This is a genomic window from Nocardia sp. NPDC051990 (assembly GCF_040680755.1).
In the GTDB taxonomy this organism is placed as follows: Bacteria; Actinomycetota; Actinomycetes; order Mycobacteriales; family Mycobacteriaceae; genus Nocardia.
In genome coordinates this window covers 95,159-115,600 of sequence record NZ_JBFAXH010000004.1, presented here as the reverse complement: position 1 = coordinate 115,600, position 20,442 = coordinate 95,159, and the positions used below count along the sequence as shown (strand labels likewise).

14 protein-coding genes are annotated in these 20,442 nt (G+C 66.4%); 8 read left to right on the top strand and 6 right to left on the bottom strand.

Annotated elements, in window-relative coordinates; genetic code table 11:
* Nucleotides 1-144 precede the first annotated feature (144 nt).
* Nucleotides 145-450, top strand: a complete 306-nt coding sequence (locus AB0L63_RS09630; protein ID WP_364497190.1) for a hypothetical protein — start codon at nucleotides 145-147, stop codon at nucleotides 448-450.
* A 75-nt stretch (nucleotides 451-525) separates the two neighbouring features.
* Here the strand turns inward: AB0L63_RS09630 and AB0L63_RS09625 are convergent, their stop codons facing one another.
* The 4 genes from AB0L63_RS09625 to aroQ all read right to left on the bottom strand — a co-directional run bounded on the left by AB0L63_RS09625 (nucleotide 526) and on the right by aroQ (nucleotide 9,254).
* Nucleotides 526-1,425: a cutinase family protein gene (locus tag AB0L63_RS09625; RefSeq protein ID WP_364498142.1), complete on the bottom strand. Its 900-nt coding sequence runs from the start codon at nucleotides 1,423-1,425 to the stop codon at nucleotides 526-528.
* A gap of 386 nt (nucleotides 1,426-1,811) precedes the next feature.
* Complete coding sequence (locus AB0L63_RS09620) at nucleotides 1,812-3,281, bottom strand: glutamate synthase subunit beta (RefSeq protein WP_364497188.1); 1,470 nt, start codon at nucleotides 3,279-3,281, stop codon at nucleotides 1,812-1,814.
* Nucleotides 3,274-7,926 carry a glutamate synthase large subunit gene (gene gltB / locus AB0L63_RS09615; RefSeq protein ID WP_364497185.1) on the bottom strand — a complete coding sequence of 1,551 codons (4,653 nt, stop codon included), beginning with the start codon at nucleotides 7,924-7,926 and terminating at the stop codon, nucleotides 3,274-3,276. The genes AB0L63_RS09620 and gltB overlap by 8 nt, the downstream gene beginning before the upstream one ends.
* A gap of 758 nt (nucleotides 7,927-8,684) precedes the next feature.
* Nucleotides 8,685-9,254 (bottom strand): gamma subclass chorismate mutase AroQ, encoded by a 570-nt coding sequence (gene aroQ, locus AB0L63_RS09610; RefSeq protein WP_364497182.1) that lies wholly within the window; start codon nucleotides 9,252-9,254, stop codon nucleotides 8,685-8,687.
* Nucleotides 9,255-9,534: 280 nt separating this feature from the next.
* On the opposite strand from aroQ, the gene AB0L63_RS09605 reads away from it, so the two are divergent.
* A complete protein-coding gene (locus AB0L63_RS09605) occupies nucleotides 9,535-11,253 on the top strand; it encodes a DUF4407 domain-containing protein (RefSeq protein WP_364497179.1) in 1,719 nt (572 codons plus the stop codon).
* Nucleotides 11,254-11,497: 244 nt separating this feature from the next.
* Here AB0L63_RS09605 and AB0L63_RS09600 read toward each other — a convergent pair whose 3' ends face one another.
* Nucleotides 11,498-13,027, bottom strand: a complete 1,530-nt coding sequence (locus tag AB0L63_RS09600; RefSeq protein WP_364497176.1) for an MFS transporter — start codon at nucleotides 13,025-13,027, stop codon at nucleotides 11,498-11,500.
* Nucleotides 13,028-13,115: 88 nt separating this feature from the next.
* Here AB0L63_RS09600 and AB0L63_RS09595 point away from each other — a divergent pair, with 88 nt between their 5' ends.
* From AB0L63_RS09595 to AB0L63_RS09575, 5 genes are all read left to right on the top strand, one after another.
* Nucleotides 13,116-13,661: a TetR/AcrR family transcriptional regulator gene (locus tag AB0L63_RS09595; RefSeq protein ID WP_364497174.1), complete on the top strand. Its 546-nt coding sequence runs from the start codon at nucleotides 13,116-13,118 to the stop codon at nucleotides 13,659-13,661.
* Nucleotides 13,662-13,724: 63 nt separating this feature from the next.
* Complete coding sequence (locus tag AB0L63_RS09590) at nucleotides 13,725-14,597, top strand: hypothetical protein (protein WP_364497171.1); 873 nt, start codon at nucleotides 13,725-13,727, stop codon at nucleotides 14,595-14,597.
* A complete protein-coding gene (locus AB0L63_RS09585) occupies nucleotides 14,594-15,649 on the top strand; it encodes a DUF4129 domain-containing protein (RefSeq protein ID WP_364497168.1) in 1,056 nt (351 codons plus the stop codon). Before AB0L63_RS09590 ends, AB0L63_RS09585 begins: the two co-directional genes overlap by 4 nt.
* Nucleotides 15,646-16,629 carry a MoxR family ATPase gene (locus tag AB0L63_RS09580; RefSeq protein ID WP_364497165.1) on the top strand — a complete coding sequence of 328 codons (984 nt, stop codon included), beginning with the start codon at nucleotides 15,646-15,648 and terminating at the stop codon, nucleotides 16,627-16,629. Before AB0L63_RS09585 ends, AB0L63_RS09580 begins: the two co-directional genes overlap by 4 nt.
* 3 nt (nucleotides 16,630-16,632) lie before the next feature.
* Nucleotides 16,633-17,928: a DUF58 domain-containing protein gene (locus tag AB0L63_RS09575; RefSeq protein WP_364497163.1), complete on the top strand. Its 1,296-nt coding sequence runs from the start codon at nucleotides 16,633-16,635 to the stop codon at nucleotides 17,926-17,928.
* A gap of 53 nt (nucleotides 17,929-17,981) precedes the next feature.
* On the opposite strand, the gene AB0L63_RS09570 is transcribed toward AB0L63_RS09575, so the two are convergent.
* A complete protein-coding gene (locus tag AB0L63_RS09570) occupies nucleotides 17,982-18,788 on the bottom strand; it encodes an RDD family protein (RefSeq protein WP_364497161.1) in 807 nt (268 codons plus the stop codon).
* 41 nt (nucleotides 18,789-18,829) lie between these two features.
* Here AB0L63_RS09570 and AB0L63_RS09565 point away from each other — a divergent pair, with 41 nt between their 5' ends.
* Nucleotides 18,830-19,864 (top strand): stage II sporulation protein M, encoded by a 1,035-nt coding sequence (locus tag AB0L63_RS09565; protein ID WP_364497158.1) that lies wholly within the window; start codon nucleotides 18,830-18,832, stop codon nucleotides 19,862-19,864.
* The last annotated feature ends 578 nt before the right edge of the window (nucleotides 19,865-20,442 follow it).

Sequence of the window (20,442 nt, the reverse complement as noted above, 5' to 3'; positions counted from 1 at the left end):
CAGTCGACTGCCAGACTGATCGCACCACAATCCCAGTGACGGAGCCTTCGATGGGAGCAGGTCATTTCGAGCGACCTGCAAGTGCGTCGCTAGCGGCGAGCCGCGGCACCAGCGACTCACGATCCGAGAGAAAGGAACCCCGTTTTGCTCGCCAAGACAACGCGCAACGTAGCCCGAATCGCGGTCGCCGGCGCATTGATCGTCGTGCCACTCGGCGCACTCGCCGTCACGGCCTCCGCGGCCGAACCCGATTCCTCCACGCAGTCCGTGTCGGGTCCGATTCCATTGCAAGGCACCGAGATCGACTGTCACCACCACCACCATCACCACCGCCTCGGCGATGGACGTGACGATCAAGGTCCATGGTTCCCGCGGCCGGATAATGGCTTCCTCGGCCCCGGACCGCAGCCCTTCCAGCAGTTCCAGCCGCCGACCGGCTCCGCGGGCTGATCACGGGTCGTAGAAAGCGAAAGGCCACCCCTCCGTCGGGAGAGGTGGCCTTCGCTCTGTGTCCGGGACCTGGTATCAGGCCATGCCCGCGATCCAGTTGTGCATCCAGGAGATAGCGGTCTGCCCGTCGCCCACCGGGTAGCTGCCGTAGAGCGTATGCGTGTGCGAGTTGTAGAACCGCTGCAGATCCTTCGCCCGCTGCTGATTGGCGGACTCGGTGAGCTGCGACTGCAGCGTCGGGATACCGCCGAGGTTCGTCAGGTCGTTCATGATGGCGCCCGCCTCGAGCTGGTAGCGCCACAGGTTGGCCGGATTCGCCTCCGAGGTCTGCGCGAGGAAACCGGCGAACCGGGTCACGAAATCGTCGGTGGCGGTGGCGCAGTAGAGATCGTCGAGCGCGCAGATGGTGCGGGTGCGATCGCTGAGCCAGCCGAAGCCGCCGACCCGAGCGCCACCGGCGCCGGCACCCGGCGCGGCCGGTCCGACCTGGATGTCGGTGGGCGAGCGGCGCGGATCGGAGATCAGGCCGACACCCGCGATCCGGTCCACCGGAATCGGGCTCAGGCCGGTGCCGATCTCGGCGGCGAGGTCGCCCGCCGCATCCGCACCCTGGCTGTAGCCCACGAGCGCGATCTTGGTGCCACCGCAACGCTGCACCATATCGGTGGTCAGGCCGCGGGCGCGGTCGGTCGCTTCCTTCCTGGACGCGCCGTAGACATCGCCTTCCCACGGGAATGCGGTCGCGGCATATGTCACGTAATCGACGTCCACCGACCGGGGCAGATTATTGGTGACACCGGACAGCATGCCGGGCTGCGGCGTCTTGTCCTTTCCGGTCTCCCAAGTGCCGGGCACCGCCACGACATAGAGACTCGGGCAGCCCGGATCGGCCGTTACCGAACCGCTACCCAGAACTACGCCGGACGCAACAGCCGCGCACGCACCGATGGCGGCGGCAACCTTCTTCAACTGCATATTGCTCCAGTTCAAAACATCGCCCCTTGCGAGAGCCGGTTGTTCGCTTACCGTGCTGACCTCGGCAGATGTCGATCCAGTGCACATCGGATCACCAGGACTGACCCACTGGCACGACATGCATGTCGCAACCCACATCCCAAGATCACGTACCACGCCGCAGATCACAATAAGGCAACACCACGGCAGACGCCATTCGAACTCGCGGCAGTGTCCGATTCCCGTCACCGGGATTAGCTGAAATCGGTTCCGCCCGGCAATGTTGCGCGCGCCTGGACAGGATCGAATACGCACGCAGGGCAAATGCCGGCAGTCTCGATGCACGAATAAAGGGCGCCTGTGGACCGAAATCCACAGGCGCCCTTCCCGCTCCGGTAAGAGAGGTTCTAACGCTGCGCGACAGCCGTCGGCAGGATCGGCGCGGGCAGCGCGGTCTCGCCCTCGAGGAACTTGTCGACCGCGGACGCGGCGGCGCGGCCCTCGGCGATAGCCCAGACGATCAGCGACTGGCCGCGGCCCATATCGCCGGCGACGAAGACGCCGGGGATATTGGTCGACCAGTTCCTATCGCGCTGGACATTGCCGCGCTGGTCGTAGCCGACGCCGAGACCTTCGAGCAGCCCTGGCTTCTCGGGTCCGGTGAAGCCCATGGCGAGCAGTACCAGATCGGCCTCGAGGGTGAAGTCGGTGCCTTCGACCTTCTCGAAGCGGCCGTTGACCATCTTGACCTCATGCGCCTCGAGCGCGGTGACCTTGCCGTCCTTGCCGACGAACCGCTCGGTGTTCACCGAGAACACGCGTTCGCCGCCCTCCTCATGCGCCGAGGAGACCCGGTACATGAGCGGGTAGGTCGGCCACGGGGTGGAGGAGGCACGCTCCTCCGGAGGCCGCGGCATGATCTCGAACTGGTGCACACTGGCTGCGCCCTGGCGGTGCGAGGTGCCCAGGCAGTCCGCGCCGGTATCACCGCCACCGATGATGACGACCTTCTTGTCCTTCGCGTGGATCGGCGGCAGGCCGCGCTCGTCGGTGACTTCGTCGCCGAGCTGCACCCGGTTGGCCCACGGCAGGAATTCCATCGCCTGGTGGATACCGTCCAGATCCCGACCCGGGATCGGCAGGTCACGCGCGAGGGTTGCGCCACCGGCCAGCACGACCGCGTCGAAACGCTCGCGCAGTTCGTCAGCGGTGATGTCGACACCGACGTTCACCCCGGTCTTGAAGATGGTGCCCTCGGCCTCCATCTGTGCGATACGGCGGTCGATGAAGCGCTTCTCCATCTTGAATTCCGGGATGCCGTAGCGCAGCAGACCACCGATGCGGTCGGCGCGCTCGAAGACGGTCACGGTGTGACCGGCCCTGGTCAGCTGCTGTGCGGCGGCCAGACCGGCCGGGCCGGAACCGACCACGGCGACCTTCTTGCCGGTGAGGCGGGTTGGGTAGACCGGGGTCACCCAGCCCTCGTCGAAGGCGTTCTCGATGAGCTCGACCTCGACCTGCTTGATCGTCACCGGATCCTGGTTGATGCCAAGGACACAGGACGCCTCGCACGGCGCCGGGCACAGCCGCCCGGTGAACTCCGGGAAGTTATTGGTCGCGTGTAGCCGGTCGATGCCCTCACGCCACTGGCCCCTGTGGACCAGGTCGTTCCACTCCGGGATGAGGTTGCCCAGCGGACAGCCGTTGTGACAGAACGGAATACCGCAGTCCATGCACCGGCTTGCCTGAGTCTGCAGGGTCTGCTGGGAGAAATCCCCCTCGTAGACCTCTTTCCAGTCCAGCAGGCGCAGCGGGACCGGACGACGCGTCGGCAGTTCCCGTTGGGTGTGCTTCAGAAATCCTTGCGGGTCAGCCACGTGCTGCCTCCATAATCGCCTCGTCGACGTCGGTGCCGTTTTTCTCGGCCTCGGAAATCGCGAGCAAAACCTTCTTGTATTCGCGCGGCATAACCTTCACGAAGTGGTTCACCTGCTGGGACCAGTCGCTCAGAATGCGTTCGGCCACGGCCGAACCCGTCTGATCACGGTGCTGGGTGATGATGTCGCGCAGCCAGGTGAAGTCGTCACCGGCGAGCTGCTCGACCGCACCGGCCTGTTCCGGGTTGAGCTTGGACTCGAAGGTGCCGTTCGGGTTGTAGACGAATGCGACACCGCCGGACATACCGGCACCGAAATTGCGGCCGGTCTCACCAAGGATGACCACCCGACCACCAGTCATGTATTCACAGCCGTGGTCACCGACGCCCTCGACCACCGCGGTGGCGCCCGAGTTGCGCACGGCGAACCGCTCGCCGACCACCCCGTTGATGAGTGCCCGACCGCTGGTGGCGCCGAACAGGATCACGTTGCCCGCGATGATGTTCTGCTCCGCGACGAATTCGGCCGGTGCGTTCAGCGACGGGCGCACGATCAGATGGCCGCCGGAAAGACCCTTGCCCACATAATCGTTCGCGTCACCGTGCACCCGCAGCGTGATGCCAGCGGGCACGAATGCGCCGAAGCTATTGCCCGCGGAGCCGGCGAAGGTGATGTCGATCGTGTCATCGGGCAGGCCAGCGCCACCGTAGAGCTTGGTCACCTCGTGGCCGAGCATGGTGCCGACGGTGCGGTTGACATTCGTGATCTTGGTTTCGAACTTCACCGCCTGACCGCGCTCGAGCGCATCGGCGCTCTGCGCGATCAGCTGCACGTCCAGTGCCTTGTCCAGGCCGTGGTCCTGGGTCTTGGTGCAGTACCGGTCCTGGCGCATGAAGGCCGTCTCAACATCGTCGAGAATCGGCGACAGGTCCAGCTTGCTGGCCTTCCAATGCGCCTTGGCCTTGGAGGTATCGAGCATATCGACCCGGCCGATAGCCTCGTCCAGGGTGCGGAAGCCCAACTCCGCCAACAGTTCCCGGACCTCTTCGGCGACGAACAGCATGAAGTTCTCGACGAATTCCGGCTTGCCGGTGAAACGTTCGCGCAACACCGGGTTCTGCGTCGCGACACCGACGGGGCAGGTATCGAGGTGGCAGACCCGCATCATGATGCAGCCCGAGACGACCAGCGGCGCGGTGGCGAAACCGAATTCCTCGGCCCCGAGCAGTGCGGCGATCATCACGTCGCGGCCGGTCTTCATCTGGCCGTCGACCTGCACGACGATGCGATCGCGAAGTCCGTTGAGCAGCAACGTCTGCTGGGTTTCGGCCAGGCCGAGCTCCCAGGGACCACCCGCATGCTTCAGCGAGGTCAGCGGCGAGGCACCGGTACCACCGTCGTGGCCGGAGATCAGCACCACGTCCGCATGCGCCTTCGACACGCCGGCCGCGACTGTGCCGACACCGGGCTCTGCGACAAGTTTCACGTGAATCCGCGCCTGTGGGTTCGCGTTCTTCAGGTCGTGGATCAGCTGCGCCAGATCCTCGATCGAGTAGATGTCGTGGTGCGGCGGCGGCGAGATCAGGCCGACACCCGGCGTCGAGTGCCGCACCTCGGCGACCCACGGGTACACCTTGTGCGCGGGCAGCTGACCGCCCTCACCGGGCTTGGCGCCCTGCGCCATCTTGATCTGGATATCGGTGCAGTTGGTCAGGTAGTGCGCGGTGACTCCGAAGCGACCCGAGGCGACCTGCTTGATCGCCGAACGCCGCCAGTCACCGTTCTCCTCGACCTCGAAGCGGGCCGGATGTTCGCCGCCCTCACCGGAATTCGAGCGGCCGCCGAGGCGGTTCATCGCGACCGCGAGGGTCTCGTGCGCCTCGGCGGAGATGGAGCCGTAGCTCATCGCACCGGTGGAGAAACGCTTGACGATGGCGCTGGCCGGTTCGACATCGTCGATCGAAATCGGCTTGCGCTCACCGGTCTTGAACTTGAACAGGCCGCGCAGCGAGGCCAGCCGCTCGGACTGATCGTCGACCAGCTTGGTGTACTCCTTGAAAATCGAGTACTGACCGCTGCGGGTGGCGTGCTGCAGCTTGAAGACGGTATCCGGGTTGAACAGGTGGTACTCACCCTCGCGGCGCCACTGGTATTCACCGCCCACCTCGAGTTCGCGGTGCGCGCGCTCGTTGCGGTTCTCCAGGAACGCGACGGTGTGCCGGGCCGCCACATCGGCGGCGATCTCGTCCAGGCCGATGCCGTCCAGATGCGAACGCAGGCCGGTGAAGTACTCGTCCACCAGATCTTGCGACAGGCCGATGACCTGGAACAGCTGCGCGCCGGTGTAGGAGGCGATGGTGGAGATGCCCATCTTGGACATCACCTTCAGCACGCCCTTGCTCGCGGCCTTGTTGTAGTTCGCGACCGCCTTGCGGTAGTCGGCGGCCAGATCGCCGGCGCTGCCCGGCATCTGGAGCCCGCCCCGCTCGAGCAGATCCTCGATGGTCTCGAAGGCCATATACGGGTTGATCGCGGCCGCGCCGAACCCGACCAGCATGGCCATGTGGTGCACCTCGCGGGCGTCACCGGCCTCCACGACCAGGCCGACCATGGTGCGGGTGCGCTCGCGCACCAGGTGGTGGTGCACCGACGCGGTCAGCAGCAGCGACGGAATCGGCGCCAGCTTCTCATTGGACTCGCGATCGGACAGCACGATGATCCGCGCGCCGCCCTCGATGGCGGCCGAGACCTGGGTGTTGATGGCCTCGAGCGCCTTGCGCAGGCCCGCACCACCCTTCTTGACCGAGTACAGACCGTGTACGACCACCGAGCGCAGCTCCGGATGCGAGCCGTCGTCGTTGATGTGGATGAGCTTGGCCAGCTCGTCGTTGTCCACAATCGGCTGCGGCATGGTGATCTGGTGGCAGGACTCCGGTCCCGGATGCAGCAGATCGGCCTCCGGGCCGATGGCCCGGCGCAGGCTGGTCACCACTTCTTCGCGGATCGCGTCCAGCGGCGGGTTCGTCACCTGAGCGAAGAGCTGGGAGAAGTAGTCGAAGAGCAGTCGGGGGCGCGCGGAAAGCACCGCGATGGGGGTGTCTGTGCCCATCGAACCGAGCGCCTCTCCGCCGGTCTTGGCCATCGGCGAGATCAGCAGGTTCAGCTCTTCATTGGTGTATCCGAAGATCTGCTGCCGGATCAGCACGCGATCATGCGACATGTGCACATGCGGTCGGTCGGGCAGATCGACCAGCTTGGTGACACCTGCGTCCAGCCACTCCTGGTATGGGTGCTCGCCGGCGAGCTGGCTCTTGAGCTCCTCATCACCGACGATGCGGCCCTGCGAGGTGTCGACCAGGAACATGCGGCCCGGCTGCAGCCGGACCTTCTTGACCACCTTGGCGGGATCGATATCGAGGACACCGACCTCGGAGGCCATCACGACCAGACCGTCATCGGTGACCCAGACGCGGCTGGGGCGCAGGCCGTTGCGGTCGAGGACGGCGCCGACCACGGTGCCGTCGGAGAAGCACACCGATGCCGGGCCGTCCCACGGCTCCATCAGCATCGAGTGGTAGTGGTAGAACGCCCGCCGCCGCGGGTCCATGTTCTCGTTGCGTTCCCATGCCTCGGGAATCATCATCAGCACCGCGTGCGGCAAGCTGCGGCCACCGAGGTGCAGCAGTTCCAGCACCTCGTCGAAGCGTGCGGTATCGCTCGCCCCCGGGGTACAGATGGGGAAGATCTTCTGCAGGCGGTTGTTGCCCGCCTCGTCGATGCCGAAGACATCCGAGCGCAGCAGCGCCTCGCGGGCGCGCATCCAGTTCTCGTTGCCGGTGACGGTGTTGATCTCACCGTTGTGCGCGACCCGACGGAACGGATGCGCCAGTGGCCACGACGGGAAGGTGTTGGTGGAGAACCGGGAGTGCACGATGCCGAGGGCGGACTCCATCCGGCCGTCCTGCAGGTCCAGGTAGAACGCGCGCAGCTGCGGCGTGGTGAACATGCCCTTGTAGACGAAGGTCTGACCGGACAGGCTCGGGAAGTACACCGACTCCTTGCCGACCGCGCCCTCACCCGCACCGGCCTTGCCCAATTCGTGCTCGACGCGCTTGCGCACGACGTAGGCCCGACGCTCCAGATCCATACCCGACAGCTGTTCGGCCGAACCCTTCGGCGAGCCGATGAAGATCTGTCGGAAGGTCGGCATGGCGTCGCGGGCCAGCGCACCGAGGGTGGACTCGTCGGTAGGCACATCGCGCCAGCCGAGCACGGCGAGGCCCTCGGATTCGACGATGCGCTCCAGGCCGTAGGCGGCCTTGGTCGCCTCGCGGCGGGCCTGCGGGAGGAAGGCGATACCGGTGGCGTAGGAGCCCTCCGGCGGCAACTCGAAATCGACCACAGCGCGGAAGAACCGGTCCGGGACCTGGATCAGGATGCCCGCGCCGTCACCACTATTGGGTTCGGCACCCGCGGCACCGCGGTGCTCCAGGTTCAACAGAGCCGTAATAGCCTTGTCGACGATGTCGCGGCTGCGGCGGCCGTGCATGTCGACGACGAATGCGACACCGCAGGCGTCGTGCTCGTTCGCCGGGTCATAGAGCCCGATGGGTCCAGGGGACCTGTGGCCAGGAAGTTGCGTCATGCCTCTGCCTTCAAGAAAGTCGGCCTCGATTAATCGGCCTATGGGAAGGGGCCTTTCGTCGATTGCCTCCGTCAAGACTGCGCCCGTACGTTCCGAAACCAGCCGCGCTGATGGTCTTCTCTTCGTGCAGTCACGTCTCCAGTTGTCCACCCGCCGCGATGACGTAGGGGTGCTCGTCGGTACCGGAACGCTTACGTGTTCCTTACCTCCGCACGGGTGTGCGCCCACTGCGGTTTGGGCACCGGATTCGCCGAGTCCGAGCGGGCGCTATTGCCGAACATTCTGTGTTCGGCGTAAGAGCAAACGATAAGTCAGGTCCGGGGCCCAACCAAGTCAGGTCGTGCTAATAACTAGGTCTAGCTGGGCTTCTTCAATCCGTCCTCCACGTGTGCGCGTCGTCCAGTGTAAAGCAGCGAACGCGATTCGATCGATCCCCTTGGCACTGGGTGCCAACCAGTGAGGATGTGCGCCCAGGACCCGTGCCGCGGCGCACAGCGCAGCCGAGAACCGGCGCTCACCTGCATCGATGTGGATTTCCCCTGCTTCGACCGGGGCAAACCCGATTCCTGGTGGCTAACTGGCCAGCGGGCTGAATGAGAGATTTCCGATAGGGGTGTGACAAGCACACAACCCGATCCGACCGTCCGGACTCTTTTGCCCGATGTGGAATTCAGCACATTTCCAGCAATTTCGCTCGAGTGATTTACAACACATTTCCTCGGCGCCCCCGCGGTGCCGAAGAATTGCGGCTCGCAGCACTAGGGGCCACACAGCGCGGCGGCGGCCCGGACCAGCGCCGTCTGGTGCAGCGCATCGCGGCCGGAGGCGAGTGCCCCGAAAACCGGCGGCGCCAGGAGCACGGCACAGTTCGGCCCGGTGAGCTCGGCGCGGCGCAGTACGAGTTGATCGACGATTTCCGCATTCACCCGGTCGATCACCGGACGCACGGACGCCAACTCGGGCGGCACGCTCGGCGCCGCGGTCGGATCGAAGCGCCAGCGGGTGACCAGGCCGCGCTGCACGATTTTGTTGGCCTCGATCTGCCCGTAGAACACCTGACGAATCCAGCTTTCCGGCAGCCCACGGTCGGCGCCGAGGCGCGCCATCGCGTCGTATACCTGCGCTTCCCGGTCCGGATCGTCGATCGAGGGCCGGCCGCCGTTCTGCGCGGCCGTCGCCCACTTGGCCGCGGCTACGGCATCGGCGGTATCCAGGCGTTCGGTCACCAGCGCGACGATGCCATCCAAGGCCGGATCGCCGTCGAGCGTTTGCGCGCGGCTATCGGGGGCGGTCATCAACAGGGCCGCCGCCGTACACACCAGAACCATTGCCGAGCCTCGGAAAAACACTCGCAACACCTCGTCCGCCGGCTCGTACCGATTCGGTCACCCATGCCAGATTAAGAGTGACCGGAGGCACAAGTCCCGCTACGCAGCTGGATTCTGTGAGCCTGAACACATCTCCGACTCCGTGCTCGGTGTGTCGGGCTCGCGCCTGTCACGCTGTGACAACGAATCTGTGACAGTTCGGCAGGTCTTTTCGAGCGACCTGCAAGCAGTCGCTAGCGGGCCGCCACTTTGACTTGGGATGTAGAGGACGGGGGATCCCATGACAGTCACCGGCTTGTTCACCTGGCTCGGTGGAGGTCTCGGGCGCGACCAGGGGACAGAACTCGACTACCCGCATGAGCGGGCGAGTTATGCCGTAAGCGGCGCCGTCGTACTGCTGTTCGCGGCGGTGGCCACAACGGTCACCACGCTCGCACTCGCCGAGGCCGATGGCATGCCGCTATTCGCGATCATGTTTGTCGCGATGGTCGTCGCGCTGCTGGCCGGCGCGGTAGCCCGCGCCTTGGCGACCGCACGACCTGCCGGAGGTCCGGATCGCCGCGGCCTCGCCGGACGCATCGCCGTCGCGGTTGTGGCAGGGATATTGGTCGCCGAACTCGCCTCGACGGTGCTCTACGCCGACACCATCGATCGGCTGCTCGATGAGAAGGCCCAACATGCGGTCGAGTCCGCACCCGCCGTGGTCGTCGCGCGGACCGAACTCGACCGCGCCAAGGCCGATCGCGCCGCAGTGGATCAGTCGATTACCAAGGCTCAGGCAGATATCGACCACGCGCTGGTGATCGCACGCTGCGAATATCACCCGACGCCGGAATGCCCGCAGACCAGGATCACCGGCGTACCGGGCCGCGGCCCCGAATCGCAGACCGCCAACGAGATGCTCGACGCCGTACGCAAACAGTTGGCCGCCGCGCAGGACCGGGCGGCCGTACTGGATCAGCGGATCACCGAGGACCAGAAGGCCGTCGACACCGCCGGTTCCGCCGCCTTCGCCGCTGCCGATCGCGGCCTCGGCGCGCGCTGGCTGGCCATGAACGACTACACCACCGGCACCGCGGGCGCATTCCTGCTTCGGGTACTGACAATCAGCACCTTCGTCCTGCTCGCGCTGCTGCCGCTGATCCTGCGGTGGTGGCGCGGCGAGACCTCACTCGATCGGCGGCTGGCCTTCCACACCGTGCAGGACCGCGTCGAGGCCGCCATCGCGATGAAGCACGCCGACGTGCGGGCCGAGGCCGAAAATCTGCGCGCCGAACAACAATTGACCGCCGCCCGACTGGCCGTCGAGGCCGATACCGCCATCGATCGGGAGCGGCAGCGCACCCGGATCATCGTTGCCATCGGCGGGTTGGAAATCGGTGTTTCGGAACCGGGTCGACGTGGCGAACCCCCAGTCGCACCGGCTGGGGACCCAGAGGACAGCTCCGTGTCTCAGGATGGCACCGTGACACCCAACCTTCCGGCCACCGTGAGCGCCGGCGCGGTGGTGTCACATACCGCTTCGGCCGCCCCCAAGGGCGGTGGCCTGGAACTTCCGCTGATCGGCACCGTGCCGTTCTCCGATACCGCGGCCCGCTTCTTCCGCCCGCTGGTGCCCGAATTCGTCGCCAATGCGATCGATACCGCCACCTACCCGCTGCGCACCGCGCGCCAGGCATTCGAAGAGGTCGAGGAGATCACCTTCACCCTGCGCCGCACCCGCAATGTGACCGTCGACTCGCAGGACTCGCACGCCCAACCCCCACCTCCCGGCTACCAATTGCCCGGAACCCCTGGGTCCTCGCACGCCCAGCGCGTCGCGGCCGCCGTCGTCGACCCGGACTACACCCACGACCCCCGCTACGCCCGCTACGCGGCCCTCCCACACACCACCGCACCTCAGGGCTACGGCCTGCCCCAAGCCGAGCGGCACGACGAGTTCTCAGCCCAGCACCGCAGCGAACTGCCCGGCCACCGCGGTCTGCCGCCCGCCAACTGACCAGTCACCGGCAGATCCCGCGGCGGATTCCAGCGGCGGCTGCCGCCGATCGGCTCGATGGCCGCGCACTGCATCACGGCATTGTTCGGCGGGCGCAGCTGTGGTGCCCTTCCAACAGGTGGTGCGCGCCGGATACGGCAGTTGCGCCTGGGGTCCTGGCTGCTCGGGTCTGCGGCGGAGTCGGCCGCAAGTGCGGTAGGGCGATCGTCGACAGCGGTGATGACTTCGCATCGGCTGCGCTGGTTTACGCGCGGGCCGTCCGCAATCGGAAGGCCACCACCGCGGCGATCAGTAGCACTACGGCGGTGCCGATCGCCGCGACGTGCACGCCCGAGACGAAGGCCTCGTGCACCGAGGTCAGGAATGCATCGGCCATCGATTGCGGTAGCTGACGGGCGAATTCGGTGGCGCCGCCGAGAGATTCCGAGGCGGCGCCGGTCTGTGTGCTCGGTACTTGGGACAGGTCGAGGCCACCCCGGAACACCGCCATGGTCAGGCTGCCGAGGACCGCGACTCCGAGTGCGATGCCGGTCTCGTAGGCGGTCTCCGAAACCGCCGCGGCCGCACCGGCCCGCTCGGCCGGAGCCGAACTCACCACGAGATCGGACGAAACCGTCAGTGCCACACCGACACCGGCCCCGATGAACAGGAACCCGAGGATGAACGGCAACGTGCTGGTCGCCGCGTCCGGGCTCAGCCACAGGAACAGCGCCGAACCGACCGCGGCGAGCACCAGCGCACCACCGAGCACCACTCCGGGACGCAGTACCCGAACCAACCACGCCGCCGCCAGCGAGGCGAACACGCTGGCCGCGAGACCCGGCAGCAGGAGCAGTCCGGCCCGCATCGGCGAATGCCCCAGCACCAACTGCAGATACTGCGAACCGGAGAACAGCACACCGGCAAGCGCGAATACCGCGAGCAGCGTGGTGAGCACCGCAGTGCGGAATCTGGGCAATGCGAACAGCTTCAGATCGATCATCGGATGCGCGAGGCCGCGCTGTCTGCGCACGAACAGCGCACCCGCGATTACCCCGATCGCGCCGATCACCAAGAGCCGCAAGCTCATACCGTGTGCCGCGGACTCCTTCACCGCATACACCACTGGCACCAGCGCCAGCATGGACAGCACCGCACTCGCGAGATCGAAGCGACCTGGCTTCGGGTCACGGGATTCCGGAATGAGCATCGGCCCCACCGCGAGCAGCACCAGCATCACCGGCAGATTCACCAGGAATACCGAACCCCACCAGTAATGCTCGAGCAGCCAGCCGCCGAGCAGCGGACCGGCCGCCGCACCGCCACCGGCCATCGCGGACCAGACCGAGATGGCGACGGTGCGCTCTCGCGGATCCAGGAACATCGACCGAATCAGACCCAGCGTCGCCGGCATCAGGGTCGCACCCGCGACACCTTGCAGCACGCGGGCGGCGATGAGCATCTCCGGATTAACCGACCAGGCGGCGAGTACGGAGGCGAGACCGAATCCGACGGCCCCGATCAGCAGCAACCTGCGGCGTCCGATCCGGTCACCCAGATTGCCCATGACGACGAGCAGTCCGGCCAGCACGAATGAGTACACGTCGATGATCCACAGCAGCTGCGGCGTGGTCGGCGCGAGTTCCGCGCTGATCGCGGGTACCGCCAGATCGAGCACGGTCGCGTCGACGGCGAGCAGCAGCAGGGCCAGCGCCAGCACCATCAGACCAGCCCAATCACGCGCCGTCGCACGCGGCGGCATGGCCTCGGTGTCCTTCTCGAATTGTGTGGTCATCGCCTTGTCGACTTCCATCGTTCGGGTTTATTACCGTCCAGACGGTACAGTAAATTGCCTTTACCGTCCAGCCGGTATAGTGGCTCAGGTGACCGCAAACACCCGCGATCGAATCCTGGACGCGCTCGAAACCCTGCTGCTGGAAAAGGGCATGTCCCAGGTGACCCTGGACAATGTCGCCGCGACCGCCGGGATTTCCAAGGGCGGCCTGCTCTACCACTTCAAGAGCAAGGACGCCCTGCTCGCCGGTCTGGTGCGGCGACTGAGCGAACGCGCCGAACAACAGCTCAGCGCCGCCGTCGCCAAGGGCACATCCGTGACCGAGTGGTATCTGCAGACCCCGAATCCGAACAATGCCTCCGACGCGCTCGAATTGGCGCTCTACCGTTCGATGGTCGCGGCCATGCGCACCGTCGATGCCAAGTCCGGCCCGGAAACCGATGAGGTGAAGCAGGCGCTGTCGGACATGATGGACGGCTGGTCGGACGGCCTGGACAAGGAGATCGATGATCCGGTGTGGGCCGACATCATCCGCTTGGTCGGCGACGGTGTCTACCTGCGCGCGCTGCTCGACCTCCCGCCGGTCGACCCAACGCGCTACCGGAAGGTCGTGGACCGGCTGCTCGAGCGCTGACCCGACGCACCATCCGAATGCTGCGCCCCGCATGCCAGGTCACCGAGCGCTAGACTCGGCCGCGTGTCACCAGCCGCCGAGCCGGCCGGTGCCGTCGGGGTGGGGAACGAACCGGTGCCAACCTCCCCTGGAACGACGGTGCCGATCCGCCCACTGAGCTTCCGCGAACTGCTCGACGAGCCGTTCGCGCTGATCCAGGCGAATGTCGTCGCGCTGGCCGGCACGACCACAGTCGGACTCGTCCTCGCCGAACTGCTGGTCGTCGCGGTCACCGGCGGAATCTCCGCTCTGACCGATGGCTCCGACGCGGGCACCGCATGGGCGGTCATCCTCGCGACGGCGGTGGCCGCCTGGCTGCTGCGGTTCCTGCTGCGCGGAATGACGGTCGCGCTTGGACTCGCGACGGTCGCCGGATCGCCGATCGGCTGGCGCACGGCGCTGGGCCGGGTGGGTGCCGTCGCGGGACCGCTGTTGGCGTTCCATGTGCTGTTCACGCTGGTCGGCATCGGTGTGCTGATAGTCGGCAGCCCGCTGATCATCACGTATCCGTTCGCACTGATCTGGCTCGGCTATCTGCGGGCCGGGCGGTTCGTCGCGGTGCCGGTGATCTTCGTCGAACGGACCACACACGCCGGTGCGGTCGCGCGCTCGAAACTGCTCGTCGAGGGCGCGCAGTCGTCGATAACCGGATTGTGGTTCGCCTGCCGCGCGCTCGTCGTCCTCGTTGCCGTGCCGCTGCTCGGCATTCCGTGGTACCTGTCGGATTTCACCGGCACCCATCGCTGGCAGGTCATCGTCCTGCTCTCCGCATCCGCGCTGTTGCTCATCACCTTCGGTGAGGTGGTCGAGTCGGCGACACGGGTGGTCTCGTATGTGGATCGCCGCTGCCGGCGCGAGGGACTCGATATCCGGGTCCCTGGGACGGATAAACAATGACAGACCTCGGCAAACCAACATCGAACGAGCCCGCGGCCCCGCCACCGCCCCGACTCGGCCCCGCGGACGCCCACCGCGATGCCGCCGAAAACGCCGCACTGCACCGGGATTTCGATACCGCGCTACGCGAGCGGTTCCGCGCGGTACTGCGCGGCCTGGAACAGCGCGGCATGCTGGAGGTCCGCCGCTCGCGGACCGCGCGGGAAACCGCCGACGACGCGACCACCACGCTGCCGCTCGAGGATGCGAGCGAATTACACCCGGCCGCACACAGTTTCGACGAGGTCGTCTATGGCGGCCGCCGCGCCACCGAGGACGAATACCGCCGCCTCGAATATGCCGACCGCTACTCACACAGCGCCCCACCGCCGGCACCGGAACCGGTCGAAGCGACGATCACCGAGAAAACCAAGGCCCGCAGACAACTTCCGCAAATGCCCGATCTGCTGCGCAACCCGAAATTCTGGACCGCGCTGCTCGCCGCTATCGCGCTGGTAGTACTGCTGTACGCCGTGCTGAACTCGTGCGCGGCGCCCGCGCCGGATAAGCCGATACCGCCGGATATTCCGCCGACCAAACCACCCGAGCACCATCCGAATAACAACAGCGACGACTCCGGCTTCGGCGCCGGCGAGGACTCCATCTTCGGCAGGCTGCCCGCACCGGTCGCCTTCGGCGGCCTGCAATTCCTCATCGCCGCGGCGGTGCTGGTGTGGTGGCGGGCGCGTCGGCGCGGTGCGCTGGTCGGTGAACCGCGACCGGTCGAGGTGGCCGCGAACGAACTGCTCGACGGCCAGGCGGCGCTCTATCGGCGCTCGAAGGACCACGAACATGTCGCGACCCGGCTGCGCGCCGCCACCCTGCGGCGTATTCGACCGATGCTCGGCGTCGACACCGATGTCATGCCGGACCGGCTTGTCGCGACCATCGCCGCACGGATCAGGGCCGATCCGGCCCTGATCGGCGCCGCACTGTACGGACCGGTGCCCGATGCGAACACCCTGCAACTCGTTGCCACACAACTCGAATGGATAGAGGCGGAGGTCGGATGACCAGCACGGACACCAACCACACCCCCACCGCCGACCAGGCGGGCGCCGCATTCACTGCACTGCGTGCCGAGATCGGCAAGGCAGTGATCGGCAACGACAACGCGATCATGTACCTGGTGCTTGCCCTGCTCTGCCGCGGCCATGTACTGCTGGAAGGCGTTCCCGGCGTGGCGAAGACACTGCTCGTCCGTGCGCTCGCGACGGCCCTCGACCTCGAGCACGCCAGGGTCCAGTTCACCCCGGACCTGATGCCCGGCGATGTGACCGGTTCGCAGATCTACGATCCGCATACCACCGAATTCACCTTCCGGCACGGCCCGGTCTTCACCAATCTGCTGCTCGCCGACGAGATCAACCGCACGCCCCCGAAAACCCAATCGGCGCTGCTGGAATCGATGGAGGAGCGGCAGGTTTCAGTGGACGGTAAGCCGCAGCCGCTGCCGGATCCGTTCGTCGTGGTCGCCACCCAGAATCCGATCGAGCAGGAGGGCACCTATCCGCTGCCGGAGGCGCAGTTGGACCGATTCCTGTTCAAGGTCGATATCCCATTGCCCGGCCGCGACGACGAATTCCGCATTCTGCAGCGGCATGCTGGCGGTTTCGATCCGCGCGATCTCACCGCGGCCGGCCTGCGTCCGGTCGCGGGTCCAGCGCATATCGCCGCGGCGCGGGCGGCGATCGCCCAGGTCACCATCAGTCCGGAGGTGCTCGCCTACACGGTGGATATCTGCCGGGCCACGCGCAACTCCTCCGCGGTGCAACACGGTGCGTCCACCCGCGGCGCGACCGCCCTGATGGCGGCCTCGCGCGCCTTCGCCTGGCTGAACGGGCGCGGGTTCGTGACCCCGGACGATGTGAAAACGGTTGCGGTCGCGGTACTTCGGCATCGGCTGCAGCTGCGGCCCGAGGCAGAGTTGGACGGTGTGACGACCGAGGGTGTCATGTCGTCACTGCTGCTTTCGGTTCCGGTTCCGGTGTAGCTCATGGTCGTTACCGGTCGGCTTGCCCTGACGGCGGCGGCGGTCGCGCTGTTCGTCGCTTTTGTCATGCCGTCGTGGCTCGGTGTCGTCCTCATGACGAGTGTGCTTGCCGCCCTTGTGCTGTCCGATCTCGGCACGGTGGCGCGAGCGCGCGACCTGACCCTGACCAGGGATTCGTTGACCGTGATCCGGCTCGGCCGCAGCGCCGAGGTCGAACTCGGCGTGGTGAACAATGGAACCAGGACGGTGCGTGGACGGCTGTGGGACGACTGGCCCGGCAGTGCTTGCGCCGAAACCCGCACGCACCGACTGGATGTGCCGTCCAACACCCGGATCCGTGTGCACACCACATTGACCCCGACTTATCGCGGGGATCGGGTCGCCGGTCCGGTGACGGTGCGCTTGTTCGGGGTGCTCGGTATGGCCGGATGGCAGAGCCGCCACAGCGTGCCCGCGCGCGTGCGCGCACTGCCTGAATTCCACAGCGAACGGCTGCTGCGCTCGAAAGTCAAACGGCTGCAACATCTCGAGGGCCGCAATGTCGCGAATATGCGCGGTCAGGGCACCGAATTCGATTCCTTCCGGGAATATGTCGCCGGTGACGATGTGCGGGCTATCGACTGGCGCGCCACCGCCCGCGCCACCGATGTGCTGGTGCGCACCTGGCGTCCGGAACGCAACCGGCACATGTTGATGATGCTCGATACCGGCCGTATCAGCGCGGGTCGCGTCGGCACGGGCACCCGTCTGGACGCGAGTATCGAGGCCGCCCTTCTGCTCGGCGGATTGGCAGCCGCAGCCGGCGATTCGGTGGATCTGCTCGCCTACGACCGCGAGGTCCGCACCGAGGTTCGCGGGGCCGGTGGCCGCCGCCTGCAACTGAAACTCATGCACGCCATGGCGGGCGTCACCCCCGCGCTGGTCGATACCGACAGTGCGGGACTGGTGCGCGCCGCCATCCAACGCGCCCGCCGACGCAGCCTGGTGGTCTGGTTCACCAGTCTGGATGGGGCAGCCGTCGAAGAGAACCTGCTACCGGTCCTGCCGACGCTGGCCCAACGCCACCGCGTCCTGATCGTCTCGGTCACCGATCCCGATGTCGCCGCGGCCGCCACCAAACGCGACACCCTCGCCGACCTCTATCCGGCGGCCGCCGCAGAATCCTTGATCGCCGAACGCGCCCTGGTCCAGGAGTCCCTGCGCCGCATGGGCATTGCCGTCGTCGCGGCATCCCCGGACCGCCTCCCCGAGGCGCTGGCCGACGAATACCTCGAGCTCAAACAGTCCGGCACTATGTGAGTTCGTGTTCCCGTCGCCGGGCATGGTGCCTCGGCCGTGGTACGGGCCGAGATTCAGCTCGCGCGGGCGATCGGCATCGGGCGCGAGCCCGCCATGACCATCGGAGTGCGGATCGGGGCGAGGGTGCGGCGTTGGCGTTCGGCGATGACCGCGCCGAGGATCTGGACCGGTGGGTAGCCGGCCGGTACCGGGATCTGCAGGCGGTCACATACGGCAATGAGCAGGGTGTGACCGAGGCTCGCCTGGGCGGCGGGGCTCAGGGTATTGATGCGAGACAGGTACTGGCGCACCGCGAGTGCGAGATCCTCGGTGATGCCGGACAGGTCCAACTGTCCGGACCAGGCGACCAGCCAGGGCGGCGCGACGGCCAGCAGTGGGAAGGGCACGCGGCGCTGACCGTGCACCACAACGGTGCCCGCGAGCACATCGCCGACCCGGCGCGCATTCGGCGAGCACATCGAGGTGATCACCCCGACGGCACCGAATGCGCCCAACATCCAGAAGTCGACGATCACACCCGCCAGACCGCGGGTCAGGGCATGGCGGAAATCGATCGGCCCGCCGTCGCCGCGCACCACCCGCAGTCCGAGCGCGAGCTTGCCGACGGTTCGTCCGCGCATCAGGGTTTCGCAGACCACCGGATAGCCGACGAGCGTCCCGACGATCGTGGTGACCGCCGCCGCGCTGTACCACGCGGCGTCCGCGCCGGAGTAGCCCAGTACCACGCCGAGTCCGAGCATCAGCATGCTGCCCAGCACGAATTGCACCAGCACGTCCAAGAGGAACGCGGTGGCCCTGCTCGGGATCCGCGCGATGGCCAGCTCGAGTGCGACCGCTTCGCCGGTGGTGAATTCAGCCATGTCGATAGCATTCTTCCGACCGGCGGTATGGGAGGCAACCAATGGACGTAGATGCTTACAGCTATGCACAGCGGGGGGCATGGGACCGACTGGCCTATCTGGCCGGACGGCGCAAGCTCAGCGGCGCGGAAGCCGACGAACTGGTCGCGCTGTACCGGCGCACCTCACAGCAGTTGGCGCGGCTGCAAGCGCACAGTCCGGATCCGGAACTCATCGCCGGACTCAGCGCCCTGCTCACCAAGGCCCGCGGCCGGGTGCTCGGCACCCAGGGCGATGCGTGGCGCCAGGTCGGCCGGTTCTTCACGCACCGCTTCCCCGCGACGCTGTATCGGGCGTGGCCGTGGTGGGTCGCGGTGGCGGCGGTCTTCATCATCGTCTCCACCGGTCTGGCCGTCTGGATCGCCGGGTCCGGTTCGGCGCGCGATCTGTTCGGCATCTCCGATCACAACGACTGGCTCACCGCACCCGGCGGCGAATTCGAGACCTACTACTCCGAACATCCGCACGACGCGTTCGCCGCGCAGGTATGGACCAATAACGCCTGGGTGACCGCGATGGTGCTGTTCACCGGGGTGCTGATCCTGCCTGCGGTGTACCTGCTGTTCGGAAATGCGCTCAATACGGCGGTGACCGGCGGGTTGATGGCCGATGCCGGTCGGCTCGACGCGTTCTTCGGATTCATCCTGCCGCACGGCACGCTCGAGCTGACCGCGGTCTTCGTGGCGGGTGGGGTGGGACTGCAGCTGGGCTGGACGCTGATCGATCCGGGACGGTCGAGTCGGTTGGACGCGGTGGCACGCCAGGGCCGGGCCGCCGCAACGGTCGCGCTCGGTCTGGTCGTGGTGCTGCTCGTCTGCGGGCTGCTCGAGGGCTTCGTCACACCGAGTTCGGTACCGGTGCCGGTGAAGGTCGGCATCGGATTCGTCGCGGAGGCATTGTTTCTCGGCTACGTCTTCGTGGTGGGTCGCCGGGCCGCACTCGAACAGGACGCCCGCACTGCGGCGGCGTTGGGATTCGGTGGCGCCCAGAGGATCTCGAACAGCGGTGGCAGACAACGCCGAGCACACGGTAGGTGAAATGGGGCCGGGCAATCGGTAGCAACGCTACGTCACGGATGTTCTTCGAAGTCCCCTGATTGAATTCCGCTGGCCGCAGCGAGTCCAGCTCAGCTGCGGCCAGCGTTACCGTCAACTCTACACAATCGTTACCCCGACGCAACCCTCCCCGCCGAGGTCAGGCGTATAAAGCAGCGCCCCAGCAAACCCATGCGGGCACATCGTTTTTCAGTCGTCCAGCAAACTTTTGGCATGCGATTCGGGCAGGTAAGACCAGCCCCGGAATGGACCTTCGGCATGCAATCCCCGATCACAATCGGGAAACCACGGGTCGGCGACAAACATTCTTCGAGCGATTAGCTGCATTGCCCACATAGAGCCCCCAATGGCCCAACAATGCCGCTTGGACCTGGGCATTCATCGCTCGGCAATGGGTGTTGCTGATAGTTGGATACGGTAAAAGAAACTTCAGGTTGGTTTACAGCGTTATAAACGTGATAGACACCTAGTCGTAACGCTCCGTGGTGGACTTACATCCGGTCAAGATCATGATTAACCAGTTGCGGCAATGTGGTCGCTGGTGTACCGGATCGCATCGC

Excerpts from the sequence above, each read along its gene's own strand:
- gltB (WP_364497185.1), bottom strand. The coding sequence starts at position 7,926 with ATGACGCAACTTCCTGGCCACAGGTCCCCTGGACCCATCGGGCTCTAT.
- AB0L63_RS09605 (WP_364497179.1), top strand. The coding sequence starts at position 9,535 with ATGACAGTCACCGGCTTGTTCACCTGGCTCGGTGGAGGTCTCGGGCGC.
- AB0L63_RS09565 (WP_364497158.1), top strand. The coding sequence starts at position 18,830 with ATGGACGTAGATGCTTACAGCTATGCACAGCGGGGGGCATGGGACCGA.
- AB0L63_RS09625 (WP_364498142.1), bottom strand. The coding sequence starts at position 1,425 with ATGCAGTTGAAGAAGGTTGCCGCCGCCATCGGTGCGTGCGCGGCTGTT.
- AB0L63_RS09580 (WP_364497165.1), top strand. The coding sequence starts at position 15,646 with ATGACCAGCACGGACACCAACCACACCCCCACCGCCGACCAGGCGGGC.
- aroQ (WP_364497182.1), bottom strand. The coding sequence starts at position 9,254 with ATGGTTCTGGTGTGTACGGCGGCGGCCCTGTTGATGACCGCCCCCGAT.
- AB0L63_RS09585 (WP_364497168.1), top strand. The coding sequence starts at position 14,594 with ATGACAGACCTCGGCAAACCAACATCGAACGAGCCCGCGGCCCCGCCA.
- AB0L63_RS09600 (WP_364497176.1), bottom strand. The coding sequence starts at position 13,027 with ATGACCACACAATTCGAGAAGGACACCGAGGCCATGCCGCCGCGTGCG.
- AB0L63_RS09570 (WP_364497161.1), bottom strand. The coding sequence starts at position 18,788 with ATGGCTGAATTCACCACCGGCGAAGCGGTCGCACTCGAGCTGGCCATC.
- AB0L63_RS09575 (WP_364497163.1), top strand. The coding sequence starts at position 16,633 with ATGGTCGTTACCGGTCGGCTTGCCCTGACGGCGGCGGCGGTCGCGCTG.